The 25,793-nt window shown below is 62.3% G+C and carries 20 protein-coding genes and 1 pseudogene; 13 read left to right on the top strand and 8 right to left on the bottom strand.

From position 1 onward, the window contains the following. Nucleotides 1-196, bottom strand: a pseudogene (locus tag BSF79_RS11790) (IS21 family transposase); the annotation flags it as partial. Nucleotides 197-1,134: 938 nt separating this feature from the next. Between BSF79_RS11790 and BSF79_RS11785 the strand changes: the two are divergent. Both BSF79_RS11785 and BSF79_RS11780 read left to right on the top strand, forming a co-directional pair. Continuing rightward, on the top strand, nt 1,135-1,530 hold the full coding sequence (locus tag BSF79_RS11785; protein WP_090270086.1) for a hypothetical protein: 396 nt from the start codon (nt 1,135-1,137) through the stop codon (nt 1,528-1,530). A 251-nt stretch (nt 1,531-1,781) separates the two neighbouring features. Continuing rightward, the gene (locus tag BSF79_RS11780) at nt 1,782-2,132 is read left to right on the top strand and encodes a hypothetical protein (RefSeq protein ID WP_090270085.1); all 351 of its coding nucleotides are present in this window, start codon (nt 1,782-1,784) and stop codon (nt 2,130-2,132) included. Nucleotides 2,133-2,867: 735 nt separating this feature from the next. Here the strand turns inward: BSF79_RS11780 and BSF79_RS11770 are convergent. Continuing rightward, nucleotides 2,868-5,132, bottom strand: a complete 2,265-nt coding sequence (locus BSF79_RS11770; RefSeq protein ID WP_090270104.1) for an adenosylcobalamin-dependent ribonucleoside-diphosphate reductase — start codon at nt 5,130-5,132, stop codon at nt 2,868-2,870. A 194-nt stretch (nt 5,133-5,326) separates the two neighbouring features. Between BSF79_RS11770 and BSF79_RS11765 the strand changes: the two genes are divergently transcribed. Continuing rightward, complete coding sequence (locus BSF79_RS11765) at nt 5,327-5,758, top strand: DUF1489 family protein (protein WP_090270083.1); 432 nt, start codon at nt 5,327-5,329, stop codon at nt 5,756-5,758. Between the two features lies 1 nt (nt 5,759). Further along, a complete protein-coding gene (locus BSF79_RS11760) occupies nt 5,760-6,254 on the top strand; it encodes a DUF2867 domain-containing protein (RefSeq protein ID WP_090270082.1) in 495 nt (164 codons plus the stop codon). Between the two features lie 6 nt (nt 6,255-6,260). On the opposite strand, the gene hisG is transcribed toward BSF79_RS11760, so the two are convergent. From hisG to BSF79_RS11740, 4 genes are all read right to left on the bottom strand, one after another. Further along, nucleotides 6,261-6,956: an ATP phosphoribosyltransferase gene (hisG, locus tag BSF79_RS11755; protein WP_090270081.1), complete on the bottom strand. Its 696-nt coding sequence runs from the start codon at nt 6,954-6,956 to the stop codon at nt 6,261-6,263. Further along, complete coding sequence (locus tag BSF79_RS11750; RefSeq protein WP_090270080.1) at nt 6,953-8,038, bottom strand: ATP phosphoribosyltransferase regulatory subunit; 1,086 nt, start codon at nt 8,036-8,038, stop codon at nt 6,953-6,955. The genes hisG and BSF79_RS11750 overlap by 4 nt, the downstream gene beginning before the upstream one ends. Continuing rightward, on the bottom strand, nt 8,038-9,531 hold the full coding sequence (gene hisS / locus BSF79_RS11745; RefSeq protein ID WP_090270079.1) for a histidine--tRNA ligase: 1,494 nt from the start codon (nt 9,529-9,531) through the stop codon (nt 8,038-8,040). The genes BSF79_RS11750 and hisS overlap by 1 nt, the downstream gene beginning before the upstream one ends. A 182-nt stretch (nt 9,532-9,713) precedes the next feature. Then, nucleotides 9,714-10,517 carry a crotonase/enoyl-CoA hydratase family protein gene (locus tag BSF79_RS11740; RefSeq protein WP_090270078.1) on the bottom strand — a complete coding sequence of 268 codons (804 nt, stop codon included), beginning with the start codon at nt 10,515-10,517 and terminating at the stop codon, nt 9,714-9,716. Nucleotides 10,518-10,636: 119 nt separating this feature from the next. Here BSF79_RS11740 and BSF79_RS11735 point away from each other — a divergent pair, with 119 nt between their 5' ends. Further along, nucleotides 10,637-10,831 carry a SlyX family protein gene (locus BSF79_RS11735; protein ID WP_090270077.1) on the top strand — a complete coding sequence of 65 codons (195 nt, stop codon included), beginning with the start codon at nt 10,637-10,639 and terminating at the stop codon, nt 10,829-10,831. Nucleotides 10,832-10,855: 24 nt separating this feature from the next. Here BSF79_RS11735 and dnaE read toward each other — a convergent pair whose 3' ends face one another. Further along, a complete protein-coding gene (gene dnaE / locus BSF79_RS11730) occupies nt 10,856-14,371 on the bottom strand; it encodes a DNA polymerase III subunit alpha (protein WP_090270076.1) in 3,516 nt (1,171 codons plus the stop codon). Between the two features lie 255 nt (nt 14,372-14,626). Here dnaE and xdhA point away from each other — a divergent pair, with 255 nt between their 5' ends. From xdhA to BSF79_RS11695, 7 genes are read left to right on the top strand one after another with little or no spacing between them, the layout of a single operon-like run. After that, the gene (xdhA, locus tag BSF79_RS11725) at nt 14,627-16,006 is read left to right on the top strand and encodes a xanthine dehydrogenase small subunit (protein ID WP_090270075.1); all 1,380 of its coding nucleotides are present in this window, start codon (nt 14,627-14,629) and stop codon (nt 16,004-16,006) included. Next, entirely contained in the window at nt 16,003-18,306 is a 2,304-nt protein-coding gene (gene xdhB, locus BSF79_RS11720; protein WP_090270074.1) for a xanthine dehydrogenase molybdopterin binding subunit, read from the top strand. Before xdhA ends, xdhB begins: the two co-directional genes overlap by 4 nt. Next, on the top strand, nt 18,296-19,240 hold the full coding sequence (gene xdhC, locus BSF79_RS11715; protein ID WP_090270103.1) for a xanthine dehydrogenase accessory protein XdhC: 945 nt from the start codon (nt 18,296-18,298) through the stop codon (nt 19,238-19,240). Before xdhB ends, xdhC begins: the two co-directional genes overlap by 11 nt. Further along, nucleotides 19,237-20,754, top strand: a complete 1,518-nt coding sequence (locus BSF79_RS11710; protein WP_090270073.1) for an ABC transporter ATP-binding protein — start codon at nt 19,237-19,239, stop codon at nt 20,752-20,754. The genes xdhC and BSF79_RS11710 overlap by 4 nt, the downstream gene beginning before the upstream one ends. Nucleotides 20,755-20,802: 48 nt before the next feature. Beyond that, nucleotides 20,803-21,885 (top strand): ABC transporter permease, encoded by a 1,083-nt coding sequence (locus BSF79_RS11705; RefSeq protein WP_090270072.1) that lies wholly within the window; start codon nt 20,803-20,805, stop codon nt 21,883-21,885. Then, nucleotides 21,885-22,805: an ABC transporter permease gene (locus tag BSF79_RS11700; protein WP_090270071.1), complete on the top strand. Its 921-nt coding sequence runs from the start codon at nt 21,885-21,887 to the stop codon at nt 22,803-22,805. Before BSF79_RS11705 ends, BSF79_RS11700 begins: the two co-directional genes overlap by 1 nt. A 34-nt stretch (nt 22,806-22,839) precedes the next feature. Beyond that, nucleotides 22,840-23,922, top strand: a complete 1,083-nt coding sequence (locus tag BSF79_RS11695; protein ID WP_090270070.1) for a BMP family ABC transporter substrate-binding protein — start codon at nt 22,840-22,842, stop codon at nt 23,920-23,922. 118 nt (nt 23,923-24,040) lie between these two features. Here BSF79_RS11695 and BSF79_RS11690 read toward each other — a convergent pair whose 3' ends face one another. After that, nucleotides 24,041-24,994: a hypothetical protein gene (locus BSF79_RS11690; protein ID WP_090270069.1), complete on the bottom strand. Its 954-nt coding sequence runs from the start codon at nt 24,992-24,994 to the stop codon at nt 24,041-24,043. Nucleotides 24,995-25,145: 151 nt separating this feature from the next. On the opposite strand from BSF79_RS11690, the gene BSF79_RS11685 reads away from it, so the two are divergent. Continuing rightward, the gene (locus BSF79_RS11685) at nt 25,146-25,754 is read left to right on the top strand and encodes a glutathione S-transferase family protein (RefSeq protein ID WP_090270068.1); all 609 of its coding nucleotides are present in this window, start codon (nt 25,146-25,148) and stop codon (nt 25,752-25,754) included. The last annotated feature ends 39 nt before the right edge of the window (nt 25,755-25,793 follow it).

The raw sequence follows: 25,793 nt of genomic DNA, 5'->3' as shown, positions 1-25,793 counted from the left end.
CGATGACACCAACGTAATTATCAAGCGTTGGCCGGCGCGGCGGTTCTGAACGCTGATATCCGGGCGGCAGCTCATGGCGCAGCATCTTCGCGATCGTCTTGCGATCCTTATTGAAATAACGCGCCGCTTCTCGAGCTGACATGCCGTCCTTCAAGCAGGCACGGCGCACACGATTATAAATATCCACAGAATACATCTCCCGCCCTCCGACTAAACGAAGGACACAAACTGGCGGAATTTTACTCCGCTACAACTGCAATGCGCAGCCGCTTCTGTGGCCCATTATTGATCCGCGTTTTACACTCAGCATCCTCGTTCGTAACGAGCAGTGATCGGGCACCCTAAGATTTTCAGGCCCCGACAACTGCATATCGAAACAAAAAAATTTGAACTATAGGCCGTTCTCCTTTGAGATAATTTGGGTATCGAAAGCTGCCATGGTCAGCTTCCTGGGAACGACATGGGCGGGTACAGAGAGTCTCGGGGCTCAAGATCAGGCGGTTTGCGCCTGTCGATCATCGCGTATGGGATTGATCAAATCCCGCAGCGCGCTGCTTTAAGCGATGATCTTTGATTGTCTTGCTTTTGCTCGTCCGTTGTCGAGCAATGAATTCTAACGCCTCCTTTCTGCATGCAAGAGGTTTTCCCGAGACGGCGGTGAAATGCATCACATCGATCTTGATGAGTAGATGAATACGTTTATTTCTATACGGAAACATTTTGTTGACCGAAACGCGCTGTATTTTCTGAGCATGCCGCCTCGTGAAAAGACAGCCCCTCCAAGTGCCCCCCGAACGATAATTTTCCTAAAGGTGCACAAGTGAACCGTGCGGATCGTATTGGTCCGCACACTGCACTCTGATGGTCTTAGACGGCAGTTGTATCGTCTCAGGGAAAGCGGGTTTCCAATTTTTTTTCAAAACTTCTTCGTCATGGGAATTTTGGCCAATCTCTTATCCAGAAGCCATCAAGAAGGACGATACGCAATGAAGGGAAAATTGACAGATACCGCCATCGACTGATTTTCGCGCCCTCAGAGTGAGGCGCGCAACTCAGCAGATGAGGATCACATGAACCTCCCCAAAATCCTGACCGCCGGGACGAAACCTGGCAACTTTTTCATCAGGAGGCACCATGTACTACAGCAAGATCATTCCCGACCCAAAGCTCACCCATTGCAAAGAAAGCGAACACGCGTTTCGGGCGTATTTCCAAGACCACGATGAAGCACTCGGCCATGCCGCAGTACTGCTTGGCGGGCGGCGCGGCGCGCGGTTGATCAATGCCGTTCGCGAGGCGATGGACTGCCGTGGGCCATTTACCCGTCGCCTGCGCCGTCAATTGCTTGAGCTGCGGAACCTTCTGTTTCTCGAATACGCTTACAATGACGATTGGGGCGATGGCTCGGGGTTTGCACTGCTCGAACCCGACGATCCAATTGTTCCGGAAATCTGTCTCCTCGCGGATGGCCTGGAGCAGGCCCTCCATGATGCAGGAGTGGTCGGGATGGAGGATACCCAAGCTGCATAACACTTCTCCCCGCGCCTCGTCACCTCGGCGGTGGCGCGGGGGATCTCGCAAGAAAAGTTGGAGCGCGAGCAGTTTTCTTCTTCGTACTTTCGCAAAACGACCAATCTCATTGATACCAGTAAACAACCGCCTTCCGATCCAAACAAAAGGAGCACACCGCCAGACCTACCACCTTCTCTCATGCAGGATTTCGTGACGCCGCAGAATGGCACCCACCCAAAGCAATCCAACTACATGAACAGGAGGTCCCTATGGACACCACCACCAATGAAAACATCGCACAAGCCGCATACGACAGGATCGCGGATACCGAGCAGCATCTGCGCCGTCACGGCCCTGCCCTGTGCAATCTGTTCGACGCTTTCGGTGCCCCTTCGGGCTTCGATGCGCTTTGCGATCTGCATGACATCTTCGGGAACCAGCACCCGGACGCCAAAATGATTAAAACAGCGCTTCAGGAGATTGAAACATTTCTGGCAAAGCAGACATCGCAAGCTGCAGATGCTGCTGCACGGAATCGGAATTTCGATGCCTCTGGTGCCCTGCGCTGGCATGGCGCTCGTATCAGTGAACTGCATTCGCGGTTCTGTAATGCCGACTGACACCGTCGCGGGCTGTCAGTTGCAGCACGCTCGTCGTCGGGGTTCTAACCCCGATGAGGGCAACCTTCTCCAACAAGATATCTGCGACATCTCAATGTGGCTTCTACAGAAGTTTCGGGTGCCAGTCGTCCACCTTTGGGTGGACAGGCACCCCTTCCAGCAAGGTCGGGAAATCGCATGCCTCTCGGTGATGCAATGGCAGCAGCACCTTGATCTATTGGCTGCTGCAGCAAGGGAGGCATTCCTTGCGCTCGGATATCAGATCCAGGACCTTGGGGGGGCCTTGATCCCTTGCGCTTGTTGTGATGGCGGACATTCTGCGCACGCGGCCCTCGTAGCCTATACTCGGATAGAGGCAGCGCTACGCGCACAAACAGCAAGCGGTACATAAGCCAGACATAAAACGACGACAAAATGGGGCGGCCTTTGGCCGCCCCATTTGCGTTTCAGGCGATGAACCTCAGATAGGGGGCCACCGAGTATGGTTGCCTCCCGTGTTCGGGAGAAATCCAAACAATAGAAGAATTTCTTCGAATTCGGTTTTGGACGACACTCCTACCGCACCATATCCCTTGGGACAGAGTCGAACCTTGGGCATCGTGTTTCAGGGCTTAAGCCGCGACAACCGGGCGTTTCTGCCCGGTGGTCACGTTATGCTTCCAAGAATGGCCAAAAAACCACCCAAAAAGGACAATTAGTCCTTTCAACTACAACAACAATGAACTTAGCGTTTCATCAAGAACACTTAGAGTACCCACAGCTGGCGCAGGTCATGCATCCCTCGACCATCCGCATGTCGAACTGGCCGCAGCTGGGGCAGGCCTTGCCGCGCGGGGCGTTGTCCAGGTTCACCACCTGACGCTGCGGGTCGGACTTCAGCCCCATTCCCTCGCCCTCGATGAACCCGGTCGAGATCAAATGCCGCTCGATCACGCCACCGATGGCCGCCAGAATCGACGGGATGTACTTTCCGTTCATCCAGGCCCCGCCGCGCGGATCGAAGACCGCCTTCAGTTCCTCGACCACGAACGACACATCTCCGCCGCGCCGGAACACAGCCGAGATCATCCGCGTCAGCGCCACTGTCCAGGCGAAATGCTCCATGTTCTTGGAGTTGATGAACACCTCGAACGGGCGCCGATGGCCGTTAACCACAATGTCATTCACCGTCAGGTAAATCGCGTGCTCGCTGTCGGGCCATTTCAGCTTATAGGTATTGCCTTCCAACTCCTGCGGCCGGTCCAGCGGCTCGGACATATAGATCACCTCGGCGCCGGTATCGACCTCGGGCACCTTGTCGCTGCCTTCGCTGACACTCAGCACAGACCCGGTCACATCGTTGGGCCGGTATGTCGTGCAGCCCTTACAGCCGCTCTCATAGGCCGCCATGTAGACGCTCTTGAACGTCTCGAAATCAATGTCCTCGGGGCAGTTGATGGTCTTGGAAATGCTGCTGTCGACCCATTTCTGCGCCGCCGCCTGCATCTTCACATGGTCCAGCGGAGCCAGCGTCTGCGCGTTGACGAAATAATCGGGCAAGGGCGCATTGCCCTTCAGATCACGCCACATCTGAACGGCGTAATCCACCACTTCCTCTTCCGTCCGGCTGCCATCCTTCTGCAACACCTTGCGGGTATAGGCATAGGCGAACACCGGTTCGATGCCCGAACTCACGTTGCCCGCGTACAGCGAAATCGTGCCCGTCGGCGCGATCGAGGTCAGCAGCGCATTGCGGATGCCATGGGTGCGGATCGCGTCGCGCACATCCTCATCCATCTGCATCATATGCCCGGTCGCCAAATAGGCGTCCGCATCGAACAGCGGGAACGCGCCCTTTTCCTTCGCCAGATCCACCGACGCCAGATACGCCGCGCGGGCGATCCGGTGCAGCCAATCCTCGGTCTGACGCGCGGCCTCGTCCGAGCCATAGCGCAACCCGACCATCAGCAAAGCATCCGCCAGCCCCGTCACGCCCAGCCCGATCCGGCGCTTGTTGGCGGCTTCCTGTGCCTGCTGCTCCAGCGGGAAACCACTGGCATCAACCACGTTATCCATCATCCGCACGGCCATCCGCACCAGCTCGTCCAGCGTGGCCTCGTTCAGATCGGCCCCGGCCTCGAACGGGTTCTTGACCAGCCGCGCCAAGTTGATGCTGCCCAGCAGACACGCACCATAGGGCGGCAAGGGCTGCTCGCCGCACGGGTTGGTCGCGGCAATCGTCTCGCAGTAATTCAGGTTGTTGGCCTTGTTGATCCGGTCGATGAAAATCACCCCCGGCTCGGCAAACTCATAGGTGCTCTGCATGATCTTATTCCACAGATCACGCGCTTGCAGCGTGTGATACACCTTGTCGCCAAAGCACAGCTCCCAAGGCCCGTCCGCCTTGACCGCTTCCATGAAATCATCCGTCACCAGAACCGACAGGTTGAACATCCGCAACCGGGCGGAATCGCTTTTGGCGGTGATGAAATCTTCGATATCCGGGTGATCGCAGCGCATCGTCGCCATCATCGCCCCGCGGCGCGAGCCCGCAGACATGATCGTGCGGCACATCGCGTCCCACACATCCATGAACGACAGCGGCCCCGAGGCATCAGCCGCCACCCCCAACACATCGGCGCCGCGCGGGCGGATCGTGCTGAAATCATATCCGATCCCGCCGCCCTGCTGCATCGTCAGCGCGGCCTCTTTCAGCATGTCGAAAATCCCCGACATGCTGTCGGGGATCGTGCCCATGACAAAACAGTTGAACATCGTGACCTTGCGGCCCGTGCCCGCCCCGGCGGTGATCCGGCCTGCGGGCAGGTATTTGAAATCTTCCAGCGCCGCATAGAACCGCTCTTCCCAGATCTCCGGCTCGGCCTCGACCACCGACAGCGCGCGCGCAATCCGCCGCCAGCTGTCCTCGACCGTGCGGTCCTGAACGGTGCCATCCGCGTGTTTCAGCCGATATTTCATATCCCAGATCTGTTCGGAAATTGGGGCAGCAAAGCGGGTCATGTCAGGCATCCTGTTGGTGGCAGCTAAAGTCGCAGCAAATGTTTGGGGCAGCATCCACCCCCGCCCGGAAACGGGGTCTGGAAGGCCTTCCAAACTACGTCGAAGCGCGCGCCGGGTCAACGCTTCAAACGCGCCTCAGCCGCTTGATCTCGCGTCCGCACCCCCTATGATCCACAATCACTGGGGGAATCGCTATGTCGGACCATCTCAATCTGATCAAGCTCAGCGTCGGCACCGATGGCGTCGAAGACCTTGCCGCATGGCAGGCCACACCCCATGCCCAAACCGCCGACGGCCTGCCGCGCCACGTCACCCGGATGTGGCCCAAGCGCGAGGCGGAATTGCTGCAAGGCGGCTCAATCTACTGGGTTATCAAAGGCATCGTGCAATGCCGCCAACGCATCCTGCGGCTGGACGAGGTCACCGGCCAGGACGGCATCCGCCGCTGCGCCATCGTGCTGGACCCGCAGGTGATCCGCACAAATCAGGCGCTGCGCCGCCCGTTTCAGGGCTGGCGCTATCTTACCGCCACCGATGCCCCCGCCGACCTCAGCGAATCCCGCAGCACCGATGATGCCCTGCCTGCGGAACTCTCCGCGGCGCTGGCCGACATTGGCGTGTTGTAAAATGGCAAAGCACCTCACCCTCCCGGATGAGGCCGTTCTGATCGCCCCGCGCGATCAGCTCAACTTTCTTGATGTCGCCACCCTGCCCCTGCCCCACCCGATGACCCCGTTCGAGGTCTGGCAGATGATGATGGAAAAGCCGCTGCCGCTGGCGAAACAAGCCTTCTGGCTGCGCGATGCCATTTCCGCCCGCTTTGGCGTCAAGAAGATCGGTGGCTTCTCGACACGTCCGACCACGCCACCGCGCATCGGCCGGAAACTCGATTTCTTTCTGGTCGAGGATATATCGCCAACACGTATGCTTTTGACCGAACGCGACCGCCACCTTGATGTGATGACCTGCATCACCACCACCGACTCCGTGCTGGCCATCACCAGCTCGGTCAAAGTGCACAACACCTATGGCCGCCTCTACATGCTTCCCGTCGCCCCGGCGCACAAGCTGATCGTTTCGGCCATGCTGCGACGGCTGCGCAAAACGCTCAGCGCCCGCTGAAGCGCCTCAATCGACCCGCAGCAACCGGCACAGTTCCTTGACCGTGCGCCGCTCGCTTTCGTCGCCCGTCGTCCGCCGTGACCGAAACAACGTGGCCTGAGATTTCAGCATCAGCCCGTCCGACAGAATCTTCAGATGGTTCGCCCGCAGCGTATCCCCGGTCGAGGTGATATCTGCCACCGCCTCGGCGGTCTCGTTCTTCACCGTGCCCTCGGTTGCGCCCTGACTGTCCACCAGCTGATAATCCGCCACGCCCTGATCACGCAGGAATTCCCGCACCAACCGGTGATATTTCGTGGCAATCCGCAACCTGAAGCCATGCTTGGCCCGGAACGCCGCCGCCACCGCATCCAGATCATCCAGCGTATCCACATCGACCCAGCACGCAGGCACCGCGATGATCAGATCGGCATGGCCAAACCCCAGCTCTGCCAGTTCCTCGACCTGCTGTTCCCACTGGCCCAGCTTTTCGCGGATCAAATCGGTGCCTGTCACGCCCAGATGAATGCGCCCAGCCGCCAGTTCGCGCGGGATCTCACCCGCTGACAGCAGCACCAGTTCGACATTGCCGATGCCCTCGACCGCTCCGGCATATTCCCGGTCCGAGCCAGTCCGCGACAGCGTTATCCCACGCTCGCCGAACCACTCGAACGTCTTCTCCATCAACCGCCCCTTCGAGGGCACCCCAAGCTTCACGCTCATTCGCCGCCCCCCAGTTCCAGCATCAGGCCGGGGCGCAACACGCCCCCCACCGCCGGGATCGCGGCCCCCTGCCCCAACACCCGCGTCAGCGCGTCATAGCGCCCACCAGTGGCCACAGGCGGCAGATCGGGCCGCGCCTCGGCATAGAAGCCGAACACGAAACCATCGTAATATTCCATCGACGACCGGCCATAGCTGGCCTCGAAATCCAACAGCGCCACATCGACGCCCCGCGCCGACAGCGCCTCCATCCGGGCGGCCAACCGCTCCACCGCGCGACTGATCGCGGGCATGTCCACCGCGATGTCGCGCAGATGCTCCAACGCATAGGGCAAGGTCTCGCGCACTGACAGGATCGCATCCAGCAACCCCACTTCCTTGACCGACAACGACGGCGTGGCCGCATCCTCGCGCAGCGTGGCAATCCGCGCCTCAATCTCGGCCCGGCTGCGCAGCCCGATTTCGGGCGCCCCCGCCGCAAACGGATCACCCGCCGCCAACAATGCTTCGCGTGAGGGCGGCACCGGCGTGCGCCCCGAATAGCGGTCGATCAGCGCCCGAAACCGCCGCGGCCGCCAGATATGCCGCCGCAGCGCCGCCTTGCGCGCCGCACTGGTCTGCAAGCCCTCGACCGCAGCCATCAAAATCCCGATGTCCCCCGTCGCCGCCCGCAGGTTCAACCCGTTCAGCGCGCCCGCAATCCGTGAAAACACCTCGGCATCCGCGGCCGCAGGCGCTTCACGGTCAAACACCTCATACCCGACCTGCAAATATTCATTCGCCCGGTCGGCATCATCTTCCTGCCGCCGAAACACCTCACCGGCATAGGTATAGCGCGCAGGCGCAGCCCCGTATGCCATGTGCATCTGCACCACCGGCACCGTGAAATCGGGCCGCAGCATCTGCTCGCCGCGCAGCGCGTCCGACGTCACATAGGCCCGACCGCGAATATCCTCGCCGTACAGGTCCAGCAGAACCTCAGCCGGTTGCAGGATCGAGGTCTCGACCACCTGCGCCCCCTCGGCCTCGAACAGCGCGCGCAACCGCGCGGCCTCGGCCCGGATCATCGCCCGTTCCGGCATCAGCTCTGCCCTTCCAGAATCTCGCGCACCTTGGCCACCAGATCACCGCGCGCCACCTCAAACTGGCTTGGGCGGTCTTTCCACTCTTCCAGCGTCGCTGTCTCGGCAATCTGCGCCCCAAGGATCAGATCCTTGATCTGAATGATCCCGCGCGCCTTCTCGTCACCGCCTTCGATCACGGCCACCGGCGACTGGCGCTTGTCGGCGTATTTCAACTGGTTGCCGAAGTTCTTCGGGTTGCCCAGATACACCTCGGCCCGGATGCCTGCATTGCGCAGCTCGGCCACCATCGCCTGATAATCGCCCATCCGGTCGCGGTCCATCACCGTGACCACCACCGGCCCGCGCACAGCACTGACCAACCGGCCCTTCTCGCGCAGCGCCGCCAACAGGCGGTCCACCCCGATCGAAACCCCGGTCGCCGGCACCTCCTGCCCAGTGAACCGCTTAACCAGATCGTCATAGCGCCCACCCCCCGCGACCGAGCCGAACTGCCGCTTGCGGCCCTTCTCGTCGAAAATCTCGAAAGTCAGCTCGGCCTCGAACACCGGCCCGGTATAATAGCCAAGCCCGCGCACAACGCTGGGATCAATCTCGATCCGGTCCGGCCCATATCCCTGCGCCGCCACCAGCTCGGCAATCAGCTCGAGCTCGTCCACACCCTGCACGCCGATCGCCGATCCGCTCACCGCCGCCCGCAGGTTCGCCAGCGTCCCCGCCGCATCGCCCGCTTTCGAGGTCAGAAACGCCACCACCGGATCGGCCTGCGCCGCGCTCAGCCCGACCCCGTCGATAAACGCCCCCGAAGCATCCAAGCGCCCCGTCGTCAGCAGCTCGCGCACACCGGCCTCGCCAACCTTGTCGAACTTGTCGATGGTCCGCAGCACCGCATCGCGGTCCGCGCCCGCCTCATCCGACAGACCCATGGTTTCCAGCACGCCGTTCAAAACCTTGCGGTTGTTGACCCGCACAAGGTAATCCCCGCGCGCAATCCCCACCTCTTCCAGCGTATCCGACAGCATCGAGCAGATCTCGGCATCCGCCGCCACACTGGCCGCGCCCACCGTGTCGGCATCACACTGGTAGAACTGCCGATACCGCCCCGGACCGGGCTTTTCATTGCGCCACACCGGCCCCATCGCAAACCGTCGATACGGCATCGGCAGCTCATTGCGATGCTGGGCATAAACCCGCGCCAACGGCGCCGTCAGATCATACCGCAGCGCCAGCCAGTCGCCGGGCTTTTCGCCCTCGCCATCTTCCTGCCAGGCGAAAACGCCCGCATTGGGCCGCTCGACATCGGGCAAGAACTTGCCCAGCGCCTCGACCGTCTCCACCGCACTCGATTCCAGCGCATCAAACCCATAGCGATTATACACCCCGGCAATCTTGCGCAGCATCTCGTCGCGCTCGGTCACCTCCGCGCCGAAATAGTCACGAAAGCCCTTCGGCGTTTCTGCCTTGGGACGGGGGGCTTTTTTCTGCTTGGCCATGGGTAAGATCCTTGCCGGTCAACTCGCGCCCGCATCTACCGGATGCACGATCAGGGGGCAAGCAACCTCTGCCCCACCCCCGCATTCACATTTTCAAAATATCCTCGGGGGAGAGGGCGAAAATCCCCCGGTTTTTCTCCATCGGGGGCAGACAGCCCCCTTCTTCAGCCCCGCTGCCCGCCTCAGATCGCGTCAAACGCCCCGCCGCGCCCCTTGCCCGCCGCGAACCGCGCCGCGCCTGCCTGCCCCTCAGCCGCAAACACCGCGACCGAGGCCCACTCCCGCCGCAGCGCCGCCGCCAGATCGCCCGGCGCCATCCGCGCCGACACATGATCTGCCCGCATACACAGCTGCGGAAACCGCACCAAGCCCTCTGCCAAAGCCAGCGCCACTTCCAGCGCCTGCCCTGTGTCCACCACCCGGTCTACCAACCCGATCCGCTCGGCCTCTGCTGCGCCAATCGCGCGTCCGGTCAGGATCAGGTCATTCGCCCGCCCCTGCCCGACAATGCCCGGCAGCCGCACCGTGCCGCCATCAATCAACGGCACCCCCCAGCGGCGACAGAACACCCCCAAGATCGCCGTCTCCGCCGCCACCCGCATATCGCACCACGCCGCCAGCTCCAGTCCCCCCGCCACCGCATGCCCCTCGATCGCGGCAATCACCGGCTTCGACAGCATCAACCGCGATGGCCCCATCGGGCCGGGCCGGGGCTGCGCCACCGGATCATCCCAATCCTGCGGGATATCCAGACTGCCGATCCACGCCTCCGCCCGGCCATCCGCCGCCGTCTTCAGATCGAAGCCCGCACAGAATGTGCCGCCCGCCCCGGTCAGCACCGCCACCTGCACCGCCTCATCCGCGTCGAACGCCAAAAACACATCATACAGCGCCTGCGCCGTCGCCGGGTCGACCGCATTGCGCGCCGCCCCCCGGTCAATCGTCACCACCCGCACCGCGCCGTGATCCACCACTGTCACTGTCATGATCGTCCTCCCTCTAGTGCCGCCATGCTGCCGCGCCACGCGCCGCCCGGCAAGCGGACAGGGATTTCCCGCTGCGTCACACCATGCTAAGGCCCCTCCAGCACACCCCGGAGCGCCCCATGCAGCATATCGAAGAAAAACTCGCCCACCTGATCCGCACCGTCGAAGAGCTGTCAGATGTCGTTGCCACACAACAGACCGAGATCGACACCCTGCAACGCCGCGTTCAAATGCTGATGCAGCGCGAGGGCCAGCGCGACGCCGACAGCGGCAGCCAGGTCTACATCGGCGACGAACGCCCACCGCATTACTGATCCAGCGACAGCAAAAAGCCCGGATCAGACCTCCTCGACCTCCAGAACCCCGTCCAGGCTTCTCAGCGCGCCCTTGATCTGTGGGTTCAGCGGGAACTCCTGTCCGGTGTCAATCTCGACCTCGCCGGGCAGCGCCGGGTTGATCAGGCAGAACATGATCGGCCCGCGCCCCGCGCCCCGAACCGTCTCTGCCGCCCGCGCCAGAACCCCGGCAACCGATCCGATCGCCGCCGCGTCATCGACAAATATCCGCAACCCGGCTGAACCCGCATCGGCCACAACCATATCCATCGGTGCCACCGACCGGCCCATCGGGTCGAACTGACCCTCGTTGAACCGTGCCTCCAGCGTCATCACCACTTGGCTGGTCTGGTCGAACACCTGCCGCACCCGGTCGAAATCCTCGGGGAACATCACCATGCCGCTGACCTGCCCGGTCGGGTCGCTGATGTTCATCCTGAAAAACCGCGTCCCCCGCCCCGACTTGCGCTCTTGCAGGCCCGACACGATCACGCCGACCTTCGCCACAGCGGCACCATCGCGCGCGGCCTTGGCCTGTAACTCTTCCAGCGTCAGCACATTCTTGCGTTTCAGCGCGGGCAGGTAATCGTCCAGCGGATGCCCGGTCAGGTAAAACCCGATCGCCTTGTGCTCTTCGGTCAGCCGATCCACGGCCATCCAATCTTCGACCGGGGCGATCCGCGGCTCGGGCAGATCATCCCCCGCCTCGCCAAACAACGACACCTGAGCCGAGGTTTTCTGCTCGAAAATCGCCGCCGAGTAATTCACCAGCGCATCCAGCGCCTCGAACACCCGCCGCCGGTTCGGGTCCAGCTGATCGAACGCCCCCGACCGCGCCAGCATCTCCAGCGGGCGCTTGCCCACACGCTTCAGATCGACCCGCCGCGCCACATCAAACAGCGTCGCAAACGGCTTGTCGCGCCCGTCGACCATCCGCCCCTGCGTGATCAGCTTCATCGCCTCAAGGCCGACATTCTTCAGCGCGCCCAGCGCATACACCAGCTTGCCCTCGACCACGGTAAAGGTCGGCTGCGACCGGTTCACGCAAGGCGGAATGATCTCGATATCCAGCCCACGCCGCACTTCTTCGGCATAAATGCTAAGCTTTTCAGTCTGATGCAGGTCGCAGTTCATCACCCCGGCCATGAACTCGACCGGGTGGTTCGCCTTCAGCCATCCGGTCTGATACGACACCACAGCATAGGCCGCCGCGTGCGATTTGTTGAAGCCGTAGTTGGCGAATTTCTCCAACAGGTCAAAGACTTCGCTGGCTTTCTTCTTGTCGACGCCATTGGCCGCGGCACCCTTTTCAAACTTGGGCCGCTCGGCATCCATCGCCTCTTTGATCTTCTTACCCATGGCCCGCCGCAACAGGTCAGCCCCGCCCAGCGAATAGCCCGCCATTTCCTGCGCGATCTGCATCACCTGTTCCTGATAAACGATGATGCCCTGCGTTTCCTGCAGGATATGATCGATCAGCGGGTGAACGCTTTCCAGCTCTTTCAGCCCGTTCTTCACCTCGCAATAGGTCGGGATGTTTTCCATCGGGCCGGGGCGATACAGCGCCACAAGCGCCACGATATCCTCGATACAGGTGGGCTTCATCCGCCGCAGCGCATCCATCATGCCGCTGGATTCCACCTGGAACACCGCCACCGTCTTGGCACTGGCATACAGCTTGTAGGTCGCGACATCATCCAACGGAATCGCGCCGATATCGTCCAGCGCCCCTTCAGGCGGCTCATACAGCTGCCGCCCATCGGCAGAGATGTGCAAATGCCGCCCGCCCGCGATGATCTGATCCACCGCGTTCTGAATCACCGTCAGTGTCTTCAGCCCCAGAAAGTCGAACTTCACCAGCCCGGCCTGCTCGACCCACTTCATGTTGAACTGCGTCGCGGGCATGTCCGACCGCGGGTCCTGATACAGCGGCACCAAACGATCCAGCGGCCGGTCGCCGATCACCACACCCGCCGCGTGGGTTGACGCATTGCGCAGCAGGCCTTCGACCTGCATCCCGTAATCCAGCAGGCGTTTGACCACCTCCTCGTTGCGCGCCTCTTCGCGCAGGCGTTCTTCCTGCGCCAGCGCTTCAGAGATCGAAACCGGCTTGACGCCTTCAACCGGGATCAGCTTGCTCAGCCGGTCGACCTGACCGTAAGGCATCTGCAACACCCGGCCGATATCGCGCACCGCCGCCTTGGACAAAAGCGCACCGAAGGTGATGATCTGCCCCACCTTGTCACGGCCATATTTCTCCTGAACATAGCGGATCACCTCTTCACGGCGATCCATGCAGAAATCAATGTCGAAGTCAGGCATGCTGACACGTTCAGGGTTCAGGAACCGCTCGAACAGCAGCGAATACCGCAGCGGATCAAGGTCGGTAATCGTCAGCGCATAGGCCACCAAAGACCCGGCCCCCGAGCCCCGCCCCGGACCCACCGGAATCCCCTGATCCTTGGCCCATTTGATGAAATCCGCGACGATCAGGAAATAGCCGGGAAAGCCCATCCCCTCGATGATCCCCAGCTCGAATTCCAGCCGCGCGTCGTATTCTTCGACCGGCACCGCATGCGGGATCAGCTTCAGCCGCTCGACCAGCCCCGCCTTGGCCTGCCGCCGCAGCTCTTCGACCTCGTCATCGGCGAACTTCGGCAAGATCGGATCGCGCCGTTCCGACTTCACCGCACAGCGCCGCGCAATTTCCACCGTGTTTTCAATCGCCTCAGGCAGATCCGCAAACAGCGTGATCATTTCCTGCTGCGATTTGAAATAATGCTGCGGCGTCAGCCGCCGCCGTGGCCCCTGCTGATCGACATAAGCGCCTTCCGCAATACAGATCAGCGCATCATGCGCCTCGTACATATCTGACTTGGGGAAATACACATCGTTTGTCGCCACCAAAGGCAGCCCCAGATCATAGGCAAGCTCGATAAATCCGCGCTCGGTCAGCTTCTCGGCCTCGGGCAAGCCATCCTCGCCGGGATGGCGCTGTAATTCGACATACAATCGCTGCGGATAAATCCCTGCCAGCCGCCGCAACAGCGCCTCGGCCTTGGCCCGGTGCCCGGCTTGCAACATCTTGCCCACCGGCCCCAACGACCCACCTGTCAAACAGATCAACCCGGCGGAAAACTCTTCCAGCTGCTCAACCGTCACCTGCGGCAACTGCCCGCCCTTGTCGACATACAGACAAGTATTCAACCGCATCAGGTTGTTATATCCGTCCTCGTCCTGCGCCAGCAAAACCACCTGCGCCGGGCCCTTTTCCTTCTCGCCGGGCTGCGCCACATCATAGGTCACATCGACCTGACAGCCCAATATCGGCTGGATGCCCGCGCCCGCCGCCGTCACTGAAAACTCAAGGGCTGCGAACATGTTATTGCTGTCGGTCACCGCCACAGCAGGCATTCCCGCAGCTTCGCACAGGCCGGACAGCTTCTTCAGCCGCACAGCCCCTTCCAGCAGGGAATATTCGGTGTGCACACGCAGATGGATGAATCGGGGCTCGCTCATTGCGCCACCCTATCCCGACCGCATGACCAAGCGAAAGTGCTTCCTGCCACGCTCTCCTACCGTCACCCGCCGCCAAATCCGCGCCCAAAAAACAGGCATCCGCCAAATTCTACAGCAGCGGCGATCCCAGTTTAGCTTGCCAAACCGGCGAAATCACGCTTTCTTGACCTCTACAACAGGGGCCTGCGCGTTTTCTCTGCCGCATCGAAGACGCGTTAAAAGGGCAAGACCAACGGTAAAGCGGCGGGTTTCAACATGGACATCACCTTTCTTCTGAACGGAGAGAGCGTGGAGCTGCGCGACGTTTCCCCGACGGTCACGCTGCTCGACTGGCTACGCGACACGCGCGGCCTTACTGGCACCAAAGAAGGATGTAACGAAGGCGACTGCGGCGCCTGCACGGTCATGGTCACCGACCCCATCGGCGCGCGTGCGCTCAACGCCTGCATCCTGTTCCTGCCACAGCTCAACGGCAAAGCCATCCGCACCGTCGAAGGCATCAGCGGCCCCGAGGGGCAGCTTCACCCGGTGCAACAGGCCATGATCGACCACCACGGCAGCCAATGCGGCTTCTGCACGCCCGGCTTCATCACCTCGATGGCCACCGCCCACCTGAACGGCGAGACCGACCACGCCACAGCACTGGCCGGGAACCTGTGCCGTTGCACCGGCTATGCGCCGATCCTGCGCGCCGCCCACACCGCCGAAACCCTGCCGGTGCCGACGTGGCTCAAGGCCGACACGCCCCCGACGGCCGCCGCGCCCGAACGCCCCACCGGCCCCACAGTGCAACCCGACACCACCGACCAGCTGGCGACATGGTATGCCGCCAACCCCAACGCCACGCTGATCGCGGGCGCCACGGACGTCGGGCTTTGGGTGACCAAGCAGATGCGCACGCTTGGCCCGGTCGCCTTCCTCAATCGCTGCACCGACCTGCAACAGATCACCGAAACCGACACCGGCATCACCCTTGGCGCTGGCGTGACCATCGCACAGATGATCCCGCTGATGGACCGGCTGCACCCCTCGCTGGGGCAGATGCTGCGCCGCTACGGCTCGGCTCAGGTCCGCGCGGCTGCCACCATCGGCGGCAATATCGCAAACGGCTCGCCTATCGGCGATGGCCCACCCGCCCTGATCGCGCTGGGGGCCACCCTGCACCTGCGCCACGGCGACACCAAACGCACCCTGCCGCTCGAGGACTTCTTCGTTGATTACGGCAAGCAAGACCGCGCCCCCGGCGAATTCGTCGAGGCGGTCAGCCTGCCCAGACAGCCCGACCGGCTGAAGTGCTATAAAATCTCCAAACGCTTCGATCAGGACATCTCGGCGCTCTGCGGCTGCTTCAACATCGCGGTCGAAAACGGCACCGTTACCGCCGCCCGCATCGCCTTTGGCGGTATGGCAGGCATCCCAAAACGCGCCCCCCATACCGAGGCCGCTCTGATCGGTCAGCCATGGGACGACACCGCCATCGCCACCGCTTGGGACGCTTGGGAACAGGATTTCACCCCGCTGTCCGATATGCGCGCCTCGGCTGGCTACCGGCTGGAAACCGCCCGCAACCTGCTCAGCCGCTACTTCCTCGAAGATATCGGCGGCCATGTCTCGGTCCGGCAGGTGGGGGCATGAGCGTGACAAAACCCCTCCCCCACGATGCCGCCCGCCTGCATGTCACCGGACAGGCGCGCTATGTCGATGACATCCCCACGCCCTCCGGCACGCTGCACCTTGCCTTTGGCCTCAGTACCATCGCCCGCGGGCGCATTGCCGCGATGGACCTGTCCAGCGTGCGCGACACGCCCGGCGTTGTCGCCGCGCTGACCGCCACCGACCTGCCCTTTGCCAATGATGTCTCGCCCTCGGCGCATGACGAACCGCTGTTGTCGGATGGTACTGTGCACTATGTCGGTCAACCGCTGTTCGTTGTCGTGGCCGACAGCCACCGCGCCGCCCGCATCGCCGCGCGCCGCGCGGTCATCAGCTATGAAGAAGACCAGCCGATCCTGACGCTGGAACAGGCGCTCGCCACCGACAGCCGGTTCGAGGACGGGCCCCGCATCTATGCGCGCGGCGACGCCGCCGCCGCCATCGCCGACGCCCCCCACCGGGTTGAGGGCACGCTCGAGCTTGGCGGGCAGGAACATTTCTACCTCGAAAGCCAGGCCGCCCTCGCCCTGCCGCAGGAAGGTGGCGATATGCTGGTGCACAGCTCGACCCAGCACCCGACCGAGATCCAGCATAAGGTGGCCGAGGCGCTAGGTGTGCCGATGCACGCCGTTCGCGTCGAAATCCGCCGTATGGGTGGCGGCTTTGGCGGCAAGGAAAGTCAGGGCAACGCGCTGGCTGTCGCCTGCGCCATCGCCGCGCGGCTGACGGGCAAACCCTGCAAAATGCGCTATGACCGCGATGATGACATGACCATCACCGGCAAACGCCACGCCTTCCGCATCACCTATCGCGCCGGGTTCGACGACATCGGCAAACTGAGCGGGATCGAATTCGTGCAGCTTACCCCCTGCGGCTGGGCGCAGGATCTCAGCCTGCCGGTCGCCGACCGCGCCATGCTGCACGCCGACAACGCCTATTTCCTGCCCGCCGTGCGGATCGAAAGCCACCGGCTGAAAACCAACAGCCAAAGCGCCACCGCCTTTCGCGGCTTCGGCGGCCCGCAGGGCATGGTCGGCATCGAACGCGTGATGGATCACATTGCTCACAGCCTTGGCCGCGACCCGGCCGAGGTGCGCCAGACCAACTACTATGCGCCCGCCGCCGCACACCCGGCCAAAACAAACGGCACCACCACGCCCTATGGCCAACAGGTTGATGATTTCATCCTGCACGAGATGACCGAAACCCTGCTGGAGCGCGCCGATTACGCCGCGCGCCGCGCCAAGGTGGCTGCATGGAACGCCGCCAATCCGGTGCTGAAAAAGGGGCTGGCCTTCAGCCCGGTCAAGTTCGGCATTTCCTTCACCCTGACCCACCTCAATCAGGCGGGCGCGCTGGTGCATGTCTATCAGGATGGCTCGATCCACCTGAACCACGGCGGCACCGAAATGGGCCAAGGCCTGTTTCAAAAAGTGGCGCAGGTCGCGGCCAGCCGCTTTGGCGTCGATGCCAGCGTGGTCAAGATCACCGCCACCGATACCGCCAAAGTGCCCAATACCTCGGCCACCGCCGCCTCCTCCGGCTCGGATCTCAACGGCATGGCAACACAGGCCGCCTGCGATACCATCCGCGACCGTATGGCTCACTTTTTGGCCGACTACCATCAAGCCCCCCCCGAGGATGTGCACTTCGCTGACGGGCATGTGACCATCGGCCAGACCCGGCTCGCCTTCGCCGAAGCCGCAAAACTCGCCTATGAAAACCGCATCAGCCTCAGCGCCACCGGGTTCTACAAAACCCCGAAACTGGCGTGGGACCGGATCAAGGGCGAAGGCCGCCCGTTCTTCTATTTCGCCTATGGCGCCGCCCTGACCGAGGTCGTGCTGGACACGCTGACCGGTGAAAACCGCATCCTGCGCGCCGATATTCTGCACGACGCTGGCGCCTCGTTGAACCCCGCGCTGGACATCGGCCAAATCGAAGGTGGCTATGTGCAGGGCGCAGGCTGGCTCACGACCGAAGAACTGGTCTGGGACGCCAAAGGCCGCCTGCGCACCCACGCGCCCTCGACCTATAAAATCCCGGCCTTCAGCGATCAGCCCGATCAGTTCAACGTTACCCTCTGGGATGGCCCCAACCGCGAAGAAACAGTTTACCGCTCCAAAGCCGTGGGCGAGCCGCCGTTCATGCTGGGCATTTCCGCGCTGATGGCCCTGTCCGATGCCGTGGCCGCCTGCGGCTCCGGCTATCCCGCGCTCGATGCGCCTGCCACGCCGGAACGGCTGCTGGCCGCCGTGCAAAGGGTCCGCGATGGGCTTTGACCTCGATACCCTGCGCGACGCCGTGACCGCCCACGGCCCGGTCGCCCGCGTCGTGATTGCCAAGACCGAAGGCTCCTCCCCGCGCGAGGTGGGCGCCGCGATGCTGGTCTGGAAAGACGGGCAATCGGGCACCATCGGCGGCGGCACGCTGGAATTTCAAGCCACGTCCGAGGCCCGCACCGCCCTGCCCGGCGCCCCCGACCGGCTCAGCGCCCACGCGCTTGGCCCCGATCTTGGCCAATGCTGCGGTGGTCGCGTCCACCTGCTGCGCGAGGTCTATGACGCCGCCCGCCTGACCACACTGACCGGCGAAGTCATTGCCCGCAGCCCCGCTGGCGGCCCGCAGCCGCTTGCAGTGACACGGCTGCTGGCGCAGGCCCGCAACCAAGGCACCCTGCCCATGCCGCACCTGCTGCACGGCTGGATGATCGAACCCCTGCACCGTCCCGCGCACCCGCTGTGGATCTGGGGCGCGGGCCATGTCGGGCGGGCGCTTGCCCAAACGCTGGCGCCACTGCCGCAGTTCGACATCACCTGGATCGACACCGCGCCGGACCGCTTCCCGCCTAACATCCCCGTCGGCGTCACGTCCCTGCCCGCCGCACACCCCGAACGTCTGGTGCCCCACGCGCCGCAAGACGCGCATCACCTGATCCTGACCTATTCACACACGCTTGACCTGGCGCTGTGCCACGCGCTGCTTGGCCATGGCTTCGCCAGCGCCGGGCTGATCGGTTCGGCCACCAAATGGGCCCGCTTCCGCAGCAGACTGGCGGCCCTTGGGCACGCTCCCGGCGCAATCACACAGATCACCTGCCCGATCGGCGCCCCCGAGCTTGGCAAACACCCACAGGCGATTGCCCTCGGCGTCGCAACTGGACTACTCAGGGACATGGCGGCCAACCCCGCCCAAAGAAAGGAAAAATCCGCGTGACAGGCGTGCTGCTTTCGATCAACGGGCTGACCAAGGCCTATCCCGGTGTTGTCGCCAACAGCGATGTCTCCTTCCAGATTGGCGAGGGCGAGGTCCACGCCCTGCTGGGCGAAAACGGCGCGGGCAAATCAACGCTGGTGAAAATGATCTACGGGCTGGTCAAACCCGACAGCGGCACAATGACCCTGCGCGGCGCGCCCTATTCGCCCGCCGAACCCCGCGCCGCCCGCGCCTCGGGCGTGGCGATGGTGTTTCAACATTTCTCGCTGTTCGACGCGCTGAACGTGGCCGAAAATATCACGCTGGGCATGGAAAACCCGCCGCCGATGCGCGACCTTGCGACCAAAATCCGCGAGGTGTCGGAAACCTACGGCCTGCCGCTGGACCCGTTCCGCACCGTCGGCGACCTGTCGGCGGGCGAACGCCAGCGGGTCGAAATCATCCGCTGCCTGCTGCAAGATCCCAAGTTGCTGATCATGGACGAACCCACCAGTGTCCTGACCCCGCAAGAGGTGCAGATCCTCTTCACCACCCTGCGCAAACTGACCGCCGAAGGCGTGGCGATCCTCTATATCAGCCACAAACTCGAAGAAATCCGCGCCCTGTGCGACAATGCCACCATCCTGCGGCTGGGCAAAAACGTCGGCACCTGCGTGCCGTCCAAGACCACCGCCAGCGAAATGGCCGAACTGATGGTCGGCGCCGCGCTGCACATCCCCGAACGCAACGGAGGCGAGCTGGGCCCGGTGCTGCTCGACCTTGATAACCTCTCGGTCACCTCGCCCTCGGCCTTCGGAACCTCGCTCAAGAACATCACGCTTCAGGTCCGCTCGGGCGAAGTGCTGGGCCTCGGCGGGGTCGCGGGCAACGGGCAGGATGAACTGCTGGGCGCGCTGTCAGGCGAACTGATCAGCACGCCGGGCGCGATCACACTCGAAGGTCAGCCGATCGGCGCCCTCGGCCCGGTGGCGCGCCGCCGCCTTGGCCTGCTGACCGCGCCTGAGGAACGGCTGGGCCACGCCGCCGCCCCCGACATGAGCCTGACCGAAAACGCCATGCTGACCGGATCGGTGCGCGAAGGGCTTGAAGCGAACGGCTTCCTGAAATGGGGCAAAGCGCGCGCGTTCGCCGAGGCGATCATCGAACGCTTCGACGTGCGCACCCCCGGCCCCGGCAACGCCGCGCGGGCGCTGTCGGGGGGCAACCTGCAGAAATTCGTCATCGGCCGCGAGGTCATGCAACGCCCCACCGTGCTGGTGGTCAACCAACCCACGTGGGGCGTGGATGCCGCCGCCGCCGCTGCGATCCGTCAAGCGCTGCTGGATCTGGCTGCGGGCGGCACCGCCGTGATCGTGATCAGTCAGGATCTGGACGAGCTGATGGAAATCTCGGACCACTTCGGCGCGTTGAACGAAGGCCGCCTGTCCGAAATCCTGCCCGCACGCGGGCTGAGCGTCGAGCAGATCGGCCTGATGATGGGCGGCGCCCATGGCATGGAGGTCGCACATGTCTGACCCGCTGCGCAGTGAGTATTTTTATCAGAAAGAAACAGGGATCGTGCCATGCTGAGGCTTGAGAAACGGCCGCAGCCGTCGCAGCTGTGGACCTATCTGACGCCGCTGGTGGCGGTGATTGCGACGATGATCGCCGGGGGCGCGCTGTTTGCGTTTCTGGGCGAGGATCCTTTGGTGGCGATCCGCACGATTTTCTGGGACCCGCTGTTTTCGGAATTCGCGTTTTACTACCGGCCGCAGCTTCTGGTCAAAGGCGCACCGCTGGTGCTGATCGCCATCGGGCTGAGCCTTGGGTTTCGCGCCGGGATCTGGAACATCGGCGCCGAGGGGCAATATATCGTCGGCGCCCTTTGCGGCGCGGGCGTCGGGCTGGCATTTTACCCGATCGAAGGCTGGTATATCTTTCCGCTGATGGTGCTTGCGGGGGCGGTTGGCGGCATGGTCTGGGCGATGATCCCGGCCGTTCTGAAGGTGCGTTTCGGCACCAATGAAATCCTTGTTTCGCTGATGCTGGTCTATGTGGCCGAGCAGCTTTTGGCCTCCATGTCCTTGGGGCTGCTGAAAAACCCGCAAGGCTTTGGCTTTCCCGGCAGCCGCAACCTGCAACAATACGCATCAGCCCATAACGCCGAGCTGATCGCGGGCACCGGCATGCATTGGGGCGTGGTGGCGGCGTTCATTGCGGTGATCTTTTCCTATATCCTGTTGAACCGGCATATGCTGGGTTTTCACATCCGTCTGACCGGCCAAGCCCCGCGCGCCGCGCGTTTTGCCGGGGTTGTGCCTGCCCGGCTGATCCTGATCTGTCTTGGCGCCTCGGGGGCGTTGGCCGGGCTGGCCGGGTTGTTCGAGGTGGCGGGCCCCTCGGGGCAGGTCAGCATCAATTTCAACACCGGCTATGGCTTTACCGCGATCATCGTGGCCTTTCTGGGCCGCCTGCATCCGGTGGGCATCCTGCTGGCCGGGGGGCTGATGGCGCTGACGTACATCGGCGGCGAGATCGCACAATCCAACCTGGGCCTGCCCTCGGCCGCGATCCAGCTGTTTCAGGGCATGCTGCTGTTCTTCCTGCTCGCGGTGGATGTGCTGACCAATTACCGTATCCGACTGAAACAGCGTGAGGTGGCATGATGGACATTTCCTCGATCAACCCGATCCTGCTGCTGGCCTCGCTGATCGTCGCCGCCACGCCGCTGCTGCTGGCCGCCATCGGCGAGCTGGTGGTGGAAAAAGCCGGGGTGCTGAACCTTGGCGTTGAAGGCATGATGATCACCGGCGCGATCTGCGGCTTTGCCATTGCCGTCAACACCGGATCGCCGGTGCTGGGGCTGGCGGCGGCGGCGGTGGGTGGCGCGGTGCTGTCGCTGCTGTTCGCGCTGCTGACGCAATATGCGCTGGCCAATCAGGTCGCCTCGGGCCTTGCGCTTACGCTTTTCGGGCTTGGCCTGTCGGCGCTGCTTGGCCAGGGGTATCAGGGCGTCAAACCGCCCGCCTTTCCGCAGGTCGATATCCCCCTGCTGGCCGATATTCCCGTACTTGGCCCGATCCTGTTCACCCAGGATCCCGTCGTTTATCTGGCCTTCGCCATGACCGCCGCCACCTGGGCGGTGCTGAAATACACCCGCGCCGGGCTGATCCTGCGCGCGGTCGGCGAAAACCACGATGCCGCTCACGCGCTTGGCTACAAAGTTGTGCGCATCCGCGTGCTGGCGATCCTGTTTGGCGGTGCCTGCGCGGGCCTCGGCGGCGCCTATATCAGCCTGATCCGCGTGCCCCAATGGACCGAGGGCATGACCGCCGGCATCGGCTGGATCGCCCTCGCCCTCGTGGTCTTCGCCAGCTGGAAGCCCTGGCGCGTGCTGCTGGGCGCCTGCCTTTTTGGCGGGGTCAATGTGCTGCAGCTGAACCTGCAAGCCGCAGGCGTTGCCATCCCGGTCGAGTATCTGGCAATGTCCCCCTATCTGATCACCATCCTTGTGCTGGTCATCATGTCGGCCGACCGCAGCAGTGCCCCTGCCGCCCTCGGCCGCTCTTTCCACGCCTCGCAATGAGGCCATCATTCTAACCAAAACAGGGAGAACCTGAATGAAACTGACCAAACTTCTGACCACCGCCGCGATTGCGCTTGGCCTGGCCACTGGCGCCATGGCCGAAAGCCATGGTGGAAAAACCAAAGTGGGCTTCGTCTTCGTCGGCCCCGTCGGCGATGGCGGCTGGACCTATGAGCACAACAAGGGCCGCCTCGCCGTCGAAGCCGAGTTCGGCGACAAGGTCGAAACCGTCTTTGTCGAAAACGTCCCCGAAGGTCCCGACGCCGAGCGCGTGATGACCCAGATGGCCCTCGATGGCGCCAAGCTGATCTTCACCACCTCGTTTGGCTACATGGACCCGACCCTGAACGTCGCCAAGAAATTCCCGAAGGTGAAGTTCGAGCACGCCACCGGCTACAAGCGTGACACCAACGTCTCCACCTACTCGGCCCGCTTCTATGAAGGCCGCGCCGTGCAGGGCACCATCGCCGGTCACCTGACCAAATCCAACATCGTCGGCTATATCGGCTCCTACCCGATCCCCGAAGTGATCCGCGGCATCAACTCGGCCTATATCCACGCCAAGAAGGTGAACCCCGACGTCCAGTTCAAAATCGTCTGGGCCTACACCTGGTTTGACCCCGCGAAAGAGGCCGACGCCGCCAAGGTTCTGATCGAACAGGGCGCCGACGTGATCCTGCAACACACCGACTCGACCGCACCGCAGGCCGCCGCTCAGGCCGCTGGCAACGTCTATACCTTCGGTCAGGCCTCTGACATGGCCGAATACGGCCCCATGCCCCGCGTCTCCTCGATCATCGACAACTGGGCGCCCTACTATATCGCGCGCACCAAGGCCGTCATGGATGGCACTTGGGAAAGCGTCGACACCTGGGATGGCATCGGCAAAGGCATGGTCGGCATCGGCGAGATTTCCTCTGCCGTTCCCGCTGACGTCAAAGCCGAAGCCCTGGCCCTGAAAGACGCCATCGCATCCGGCGCCTACGCCCCCTTCACCGGCCCGCTGAAAAAGCAGGACGGCTCTGATTGGCTGGCCGACGGCGAAACCGCCGATGACGGCACCCTTGCTGGCATGAACTTCTACGTCGAAGGCATCGAAGGCACGATCCCCAACTAAGGATCGCCTCGAAACGACAAAAGGCCCCGCATCACGCGGGGCCTTTTTTGTTGCAATACCGCAAAAGACCGCAACTCTTTGAGGCAAATCTACCAAGCGTATAAATATGCACCAAGCCCTATGTGGACTTATGCTCCGCCCCTTTGAGAAGAATCGTTCTCGTTGAAAAACCCGCATACGCAAAGCTCGCAGAAGCCAGTTCGAAAGCCCCTTGATCGAATGTAATGAAGCAGTCGCAGCGCGAGGCTTCTTCGATATGCATAGCATCGCGAAATTGGGCAACGAATTTCTTCTCTTGTCGTGATCCGCTAAAAATTCCTTTGCGCTTTGTAAGGCCCAAAGAAAATAGCATGAAAGCAAAGCCTGCCATATCTCCATTTTTAAGGACTTTGTGGCGTGCAAAACCCTTGGGAAATAACTCTACTAACTGCATGCTCTCCGTCGGATCAAGTAATGAAAATAAATAGTTAACCTTTTCCAAAGGGTGCATATCTCTCATTGGATCGCCTTCTCGCGCGACTCTTGCATGTGCATCAATCCACCTCCATCCACTATCAACGTCCAAGGAAGATATATTTTGGGTGACCTCATCGATACGGGGATAAAAATTCGCTATCATCCCTTCAAAAACGCCACCCGTAGCGGAGGATAGCAGCTCGGCTAAAGAACTCTTGATACGGGCATCAGCCGAAACCGCGATGTCTTGCATCTTACTCTCTCGGCGCCCACCAAGAAGATGCTGCATAAACGATAGTATTGCTTCAAAGGCATCGAAAGCGGGCGCAAACTCAAGATGCTCCGAAAACCTGCGGAATGGTTCGCCTGAATCCAGAGACGAAATTGGGTGGTATCGATTGTGAATGGCTCCGGGATTGCGGACGAACACAGCATTCAGATCGTCAAGTAGCTTTGCATACTCGTCCCGATTTCCGCGCATCTCGGTAAGGTGTATATCGGAAAATGCAAGACGGTGCGGTATATTCGAGAAGTATCGCCGCAAGCCTGCGTTTCCCGGCTCAAGAATTTTGCTGAAAACGCAATTATCCAAGTACAGCACAAGTTGTTTTTCCATCAATGCGCCGCCCAAATGGCTCAAAAGACAGATTACGAACCTGCTATCATGAAAAGTCAATGGCCGCTTCGCCCCCCACCAAACCCACCTTCCCAACACTCGCCATTCAGCCTACCCTTTCGCCTGACCCCAGCCGCGAAAGGCGCCGCTTATGATCACCCTGCACCACCTCAACCGCTCCCGCTCGCACCGCATCCTCTGGCTGCTCGAGGAACTGGGCCAACCCTACAACGTCGTGCCCTATACCCGTGATCCCGCCACCAATCTGGCCCCGCCCGAATTGCGCGCGCTGCACCCTCTGGGCAAATCCCCGATGATCGAACTTGACGGCTCCCTCATTACCGAAAGCGCCGCGATCACCGAACTGCTCTGCGCCCGTTTCGCCCCCGACATGATCCCGCCTGTCGGCACCAAAGCCTACATCCGCCACTTGGAGCTGATGCACTTCGCCGAAGGCTCCGCCATGACCCCGATCCTGCTGGGCCTCTACGTCGGGCGGCTGGGCGAGGCGGGCGCGCCGCTGACCCCGCGGATCGAGGCGGAACTCGACAGCCACTACCGCTACATGAACAACCTCGTGCGCCCCTCCGGCCATTTTGTGCTCGATGATCTCTCTGCCGCCGACATCATGCTCAGCTTCCCGGCCGAACTCGCCATGCGCCAGAAACGGCAGGATGATTTTCCGGCTCTCGCGGGCTTCGTCGAAATGATCCGCGCCCGCCCCGCCTATCAGCGCGCCACCGCCCTCGGTCACGGCTAAGGCGCCCCAAAATGCTGCACCTGCGATATGCATGGGATG

Origin of the sequence: Thalassovita taeanensis (assembly GCF_900110775.1) — a bacterium.
GTDB classification, from domain to species: domain Bacteria; phylum Pseudomonadota; class Alphaproteobacteria; order Rhodobacterales; family Rhodobacteraceae; genus Litorimicrobium; species Litorimicrobium taeanense.
The sequence above is the reverse complement of the archived record's forward strand: the minus strand, read 5'-3'. Positions and strand labels throughout refer to the sequence as shown.

Excerpts from the sequence above, each read along its gene's own strand:
- xdhC (WP_090270103.1), top strand. The coding sequence starts at position 18,296 with ATGGGCTTTGACCTCGATACCCTGCGCGACGCCGTGACCGCCCACGGC.
- BSF79_RS11760 (WP_090270082.1), top strand. The coding sequence starts at position 5,760 with ATGGCAAAGCACCTCACCCTCCCGGATGAGGCCGTTCTGATCGCCCCG.
- xdhA (WP_090270075.1), top strand. The coding sequence starts at position 14,627 with ATGGACATCACCTTTCTTCTGAACGGAGAGAGCGTGGAGCTGCGCGAC.
- BSF79_RS11735 (WP_090270077.1), top strand. The coding sequence starts at position 10,637 with ATGCAGCATATCGAAGAAAAACTCGCCCACCTGATCCGCACCGTCGAA.
- BSF79_RS11685 (WP_090270068.1), top strand. The coding sequence starts at position 25,146 with ATGATCACCCTGCACCACCTCAACCGCTCCCGCTCGCACCGCATCCTC.
- BSF79_RS11695 (WP_090270070.1), top strand. The coding sequence starts at position 22,840 with ATGAAACTGACCAAACTTCTGACCACCGCCGCGATTGCGCTTGGCCTG.
- hisS (WP_090270079.1), bottom strand. The coding sequence starts at position 9,531 with ATGGCCAAGCAGAAAAAAGCCCCCCGTCCCAAGGCAGAAACGCCGAAG.
- dnaE (WP_090270076.1), bottom strand. The coding sequence starts at position 14,371 with ATGAGCGAGCCCCGATTCATCCATCTGCGTGTGCACACCGAATATTCC.
- BSF79_RS11750 (WP_090270080.1), bottom strand. The coding sequence starts at position 8,038 with ATGCCGGAACGGGCGATGATCCGGGCCGAGGCCGCGCGGTTGCGCGCG.
- BSF79_RS11700 (WP_090270071.1), top strand. The coding sequence starts at position 21,885 with ATGGACATTTCCTCGATCAACCCGATCCTGCTGCTGGCCTCGCTGATC.
- BSF79_RS11770 (WP_090270104.1), bottom strand. The coding sequence starts at position 5,132 with ATGACCCGCTTTGCTGCCCCAATTTCCGAACAGATCTGGGATATGAAA.
- BSF79_RS11705 (WP_090270072.1), top strand. The coding sequence starts at position 20,803 with ATGCTGAGGCTTGAGAAACGGCCGCAGCCGTCGCAGCTGTGGACCTAT.
- BSF79_RS11740 (WP_090270078.1), bottom strand. The coding sequence starts at position 10,517 with ATGACAGTGACAGTGGTGGATCACGGCGCGGTGCGGGTGGTGACGATT.
- BSF79_RS11765 (WP_090270083.1), top strand. The coding sequence starts at position 5,327 with ATGTCGGACCATCTCAATCTGATCAAGCTCAGCGTCGGCACCGATGGC.
- BSF79_RS11780 (WP_090270085.1), top strand. The coding sequence starts at position 1,782 with ATGGACACCACCACCAATGAAAACATCGCACAAGCCGCATACGACAGG.
- hisG (WP_090270081.1), bottom strand. The coding sequence starts at position 6,956 with ATGAGCGTGAAGCTTGGGGTGCCCTCGAAGGGGCGGTTGATGGAGAAG.
- BSF79_RS11690 (WP_090270069.1), bottom strand. The coding sequence starts at position 24,994 with ATGGAAAAACAACTTGTGCTGTACTTGGATAATTGCGTTTTCAGCAAA.
- xdhB (WP_090270074.1), top strand. The coding sequence starts at position 16,003 with ATGAGCGTGACAAAACCCCTCCCCCACGATGCCGCCCGCCTGCATGTC.
- BSF79_RS11785 (WP_090270086.1), top strand. The coding sequence starts at position 1,135 with ATGTACTACAGCAAGATCATTCCCGACCCAAAGCTCACCCATTGCAAA.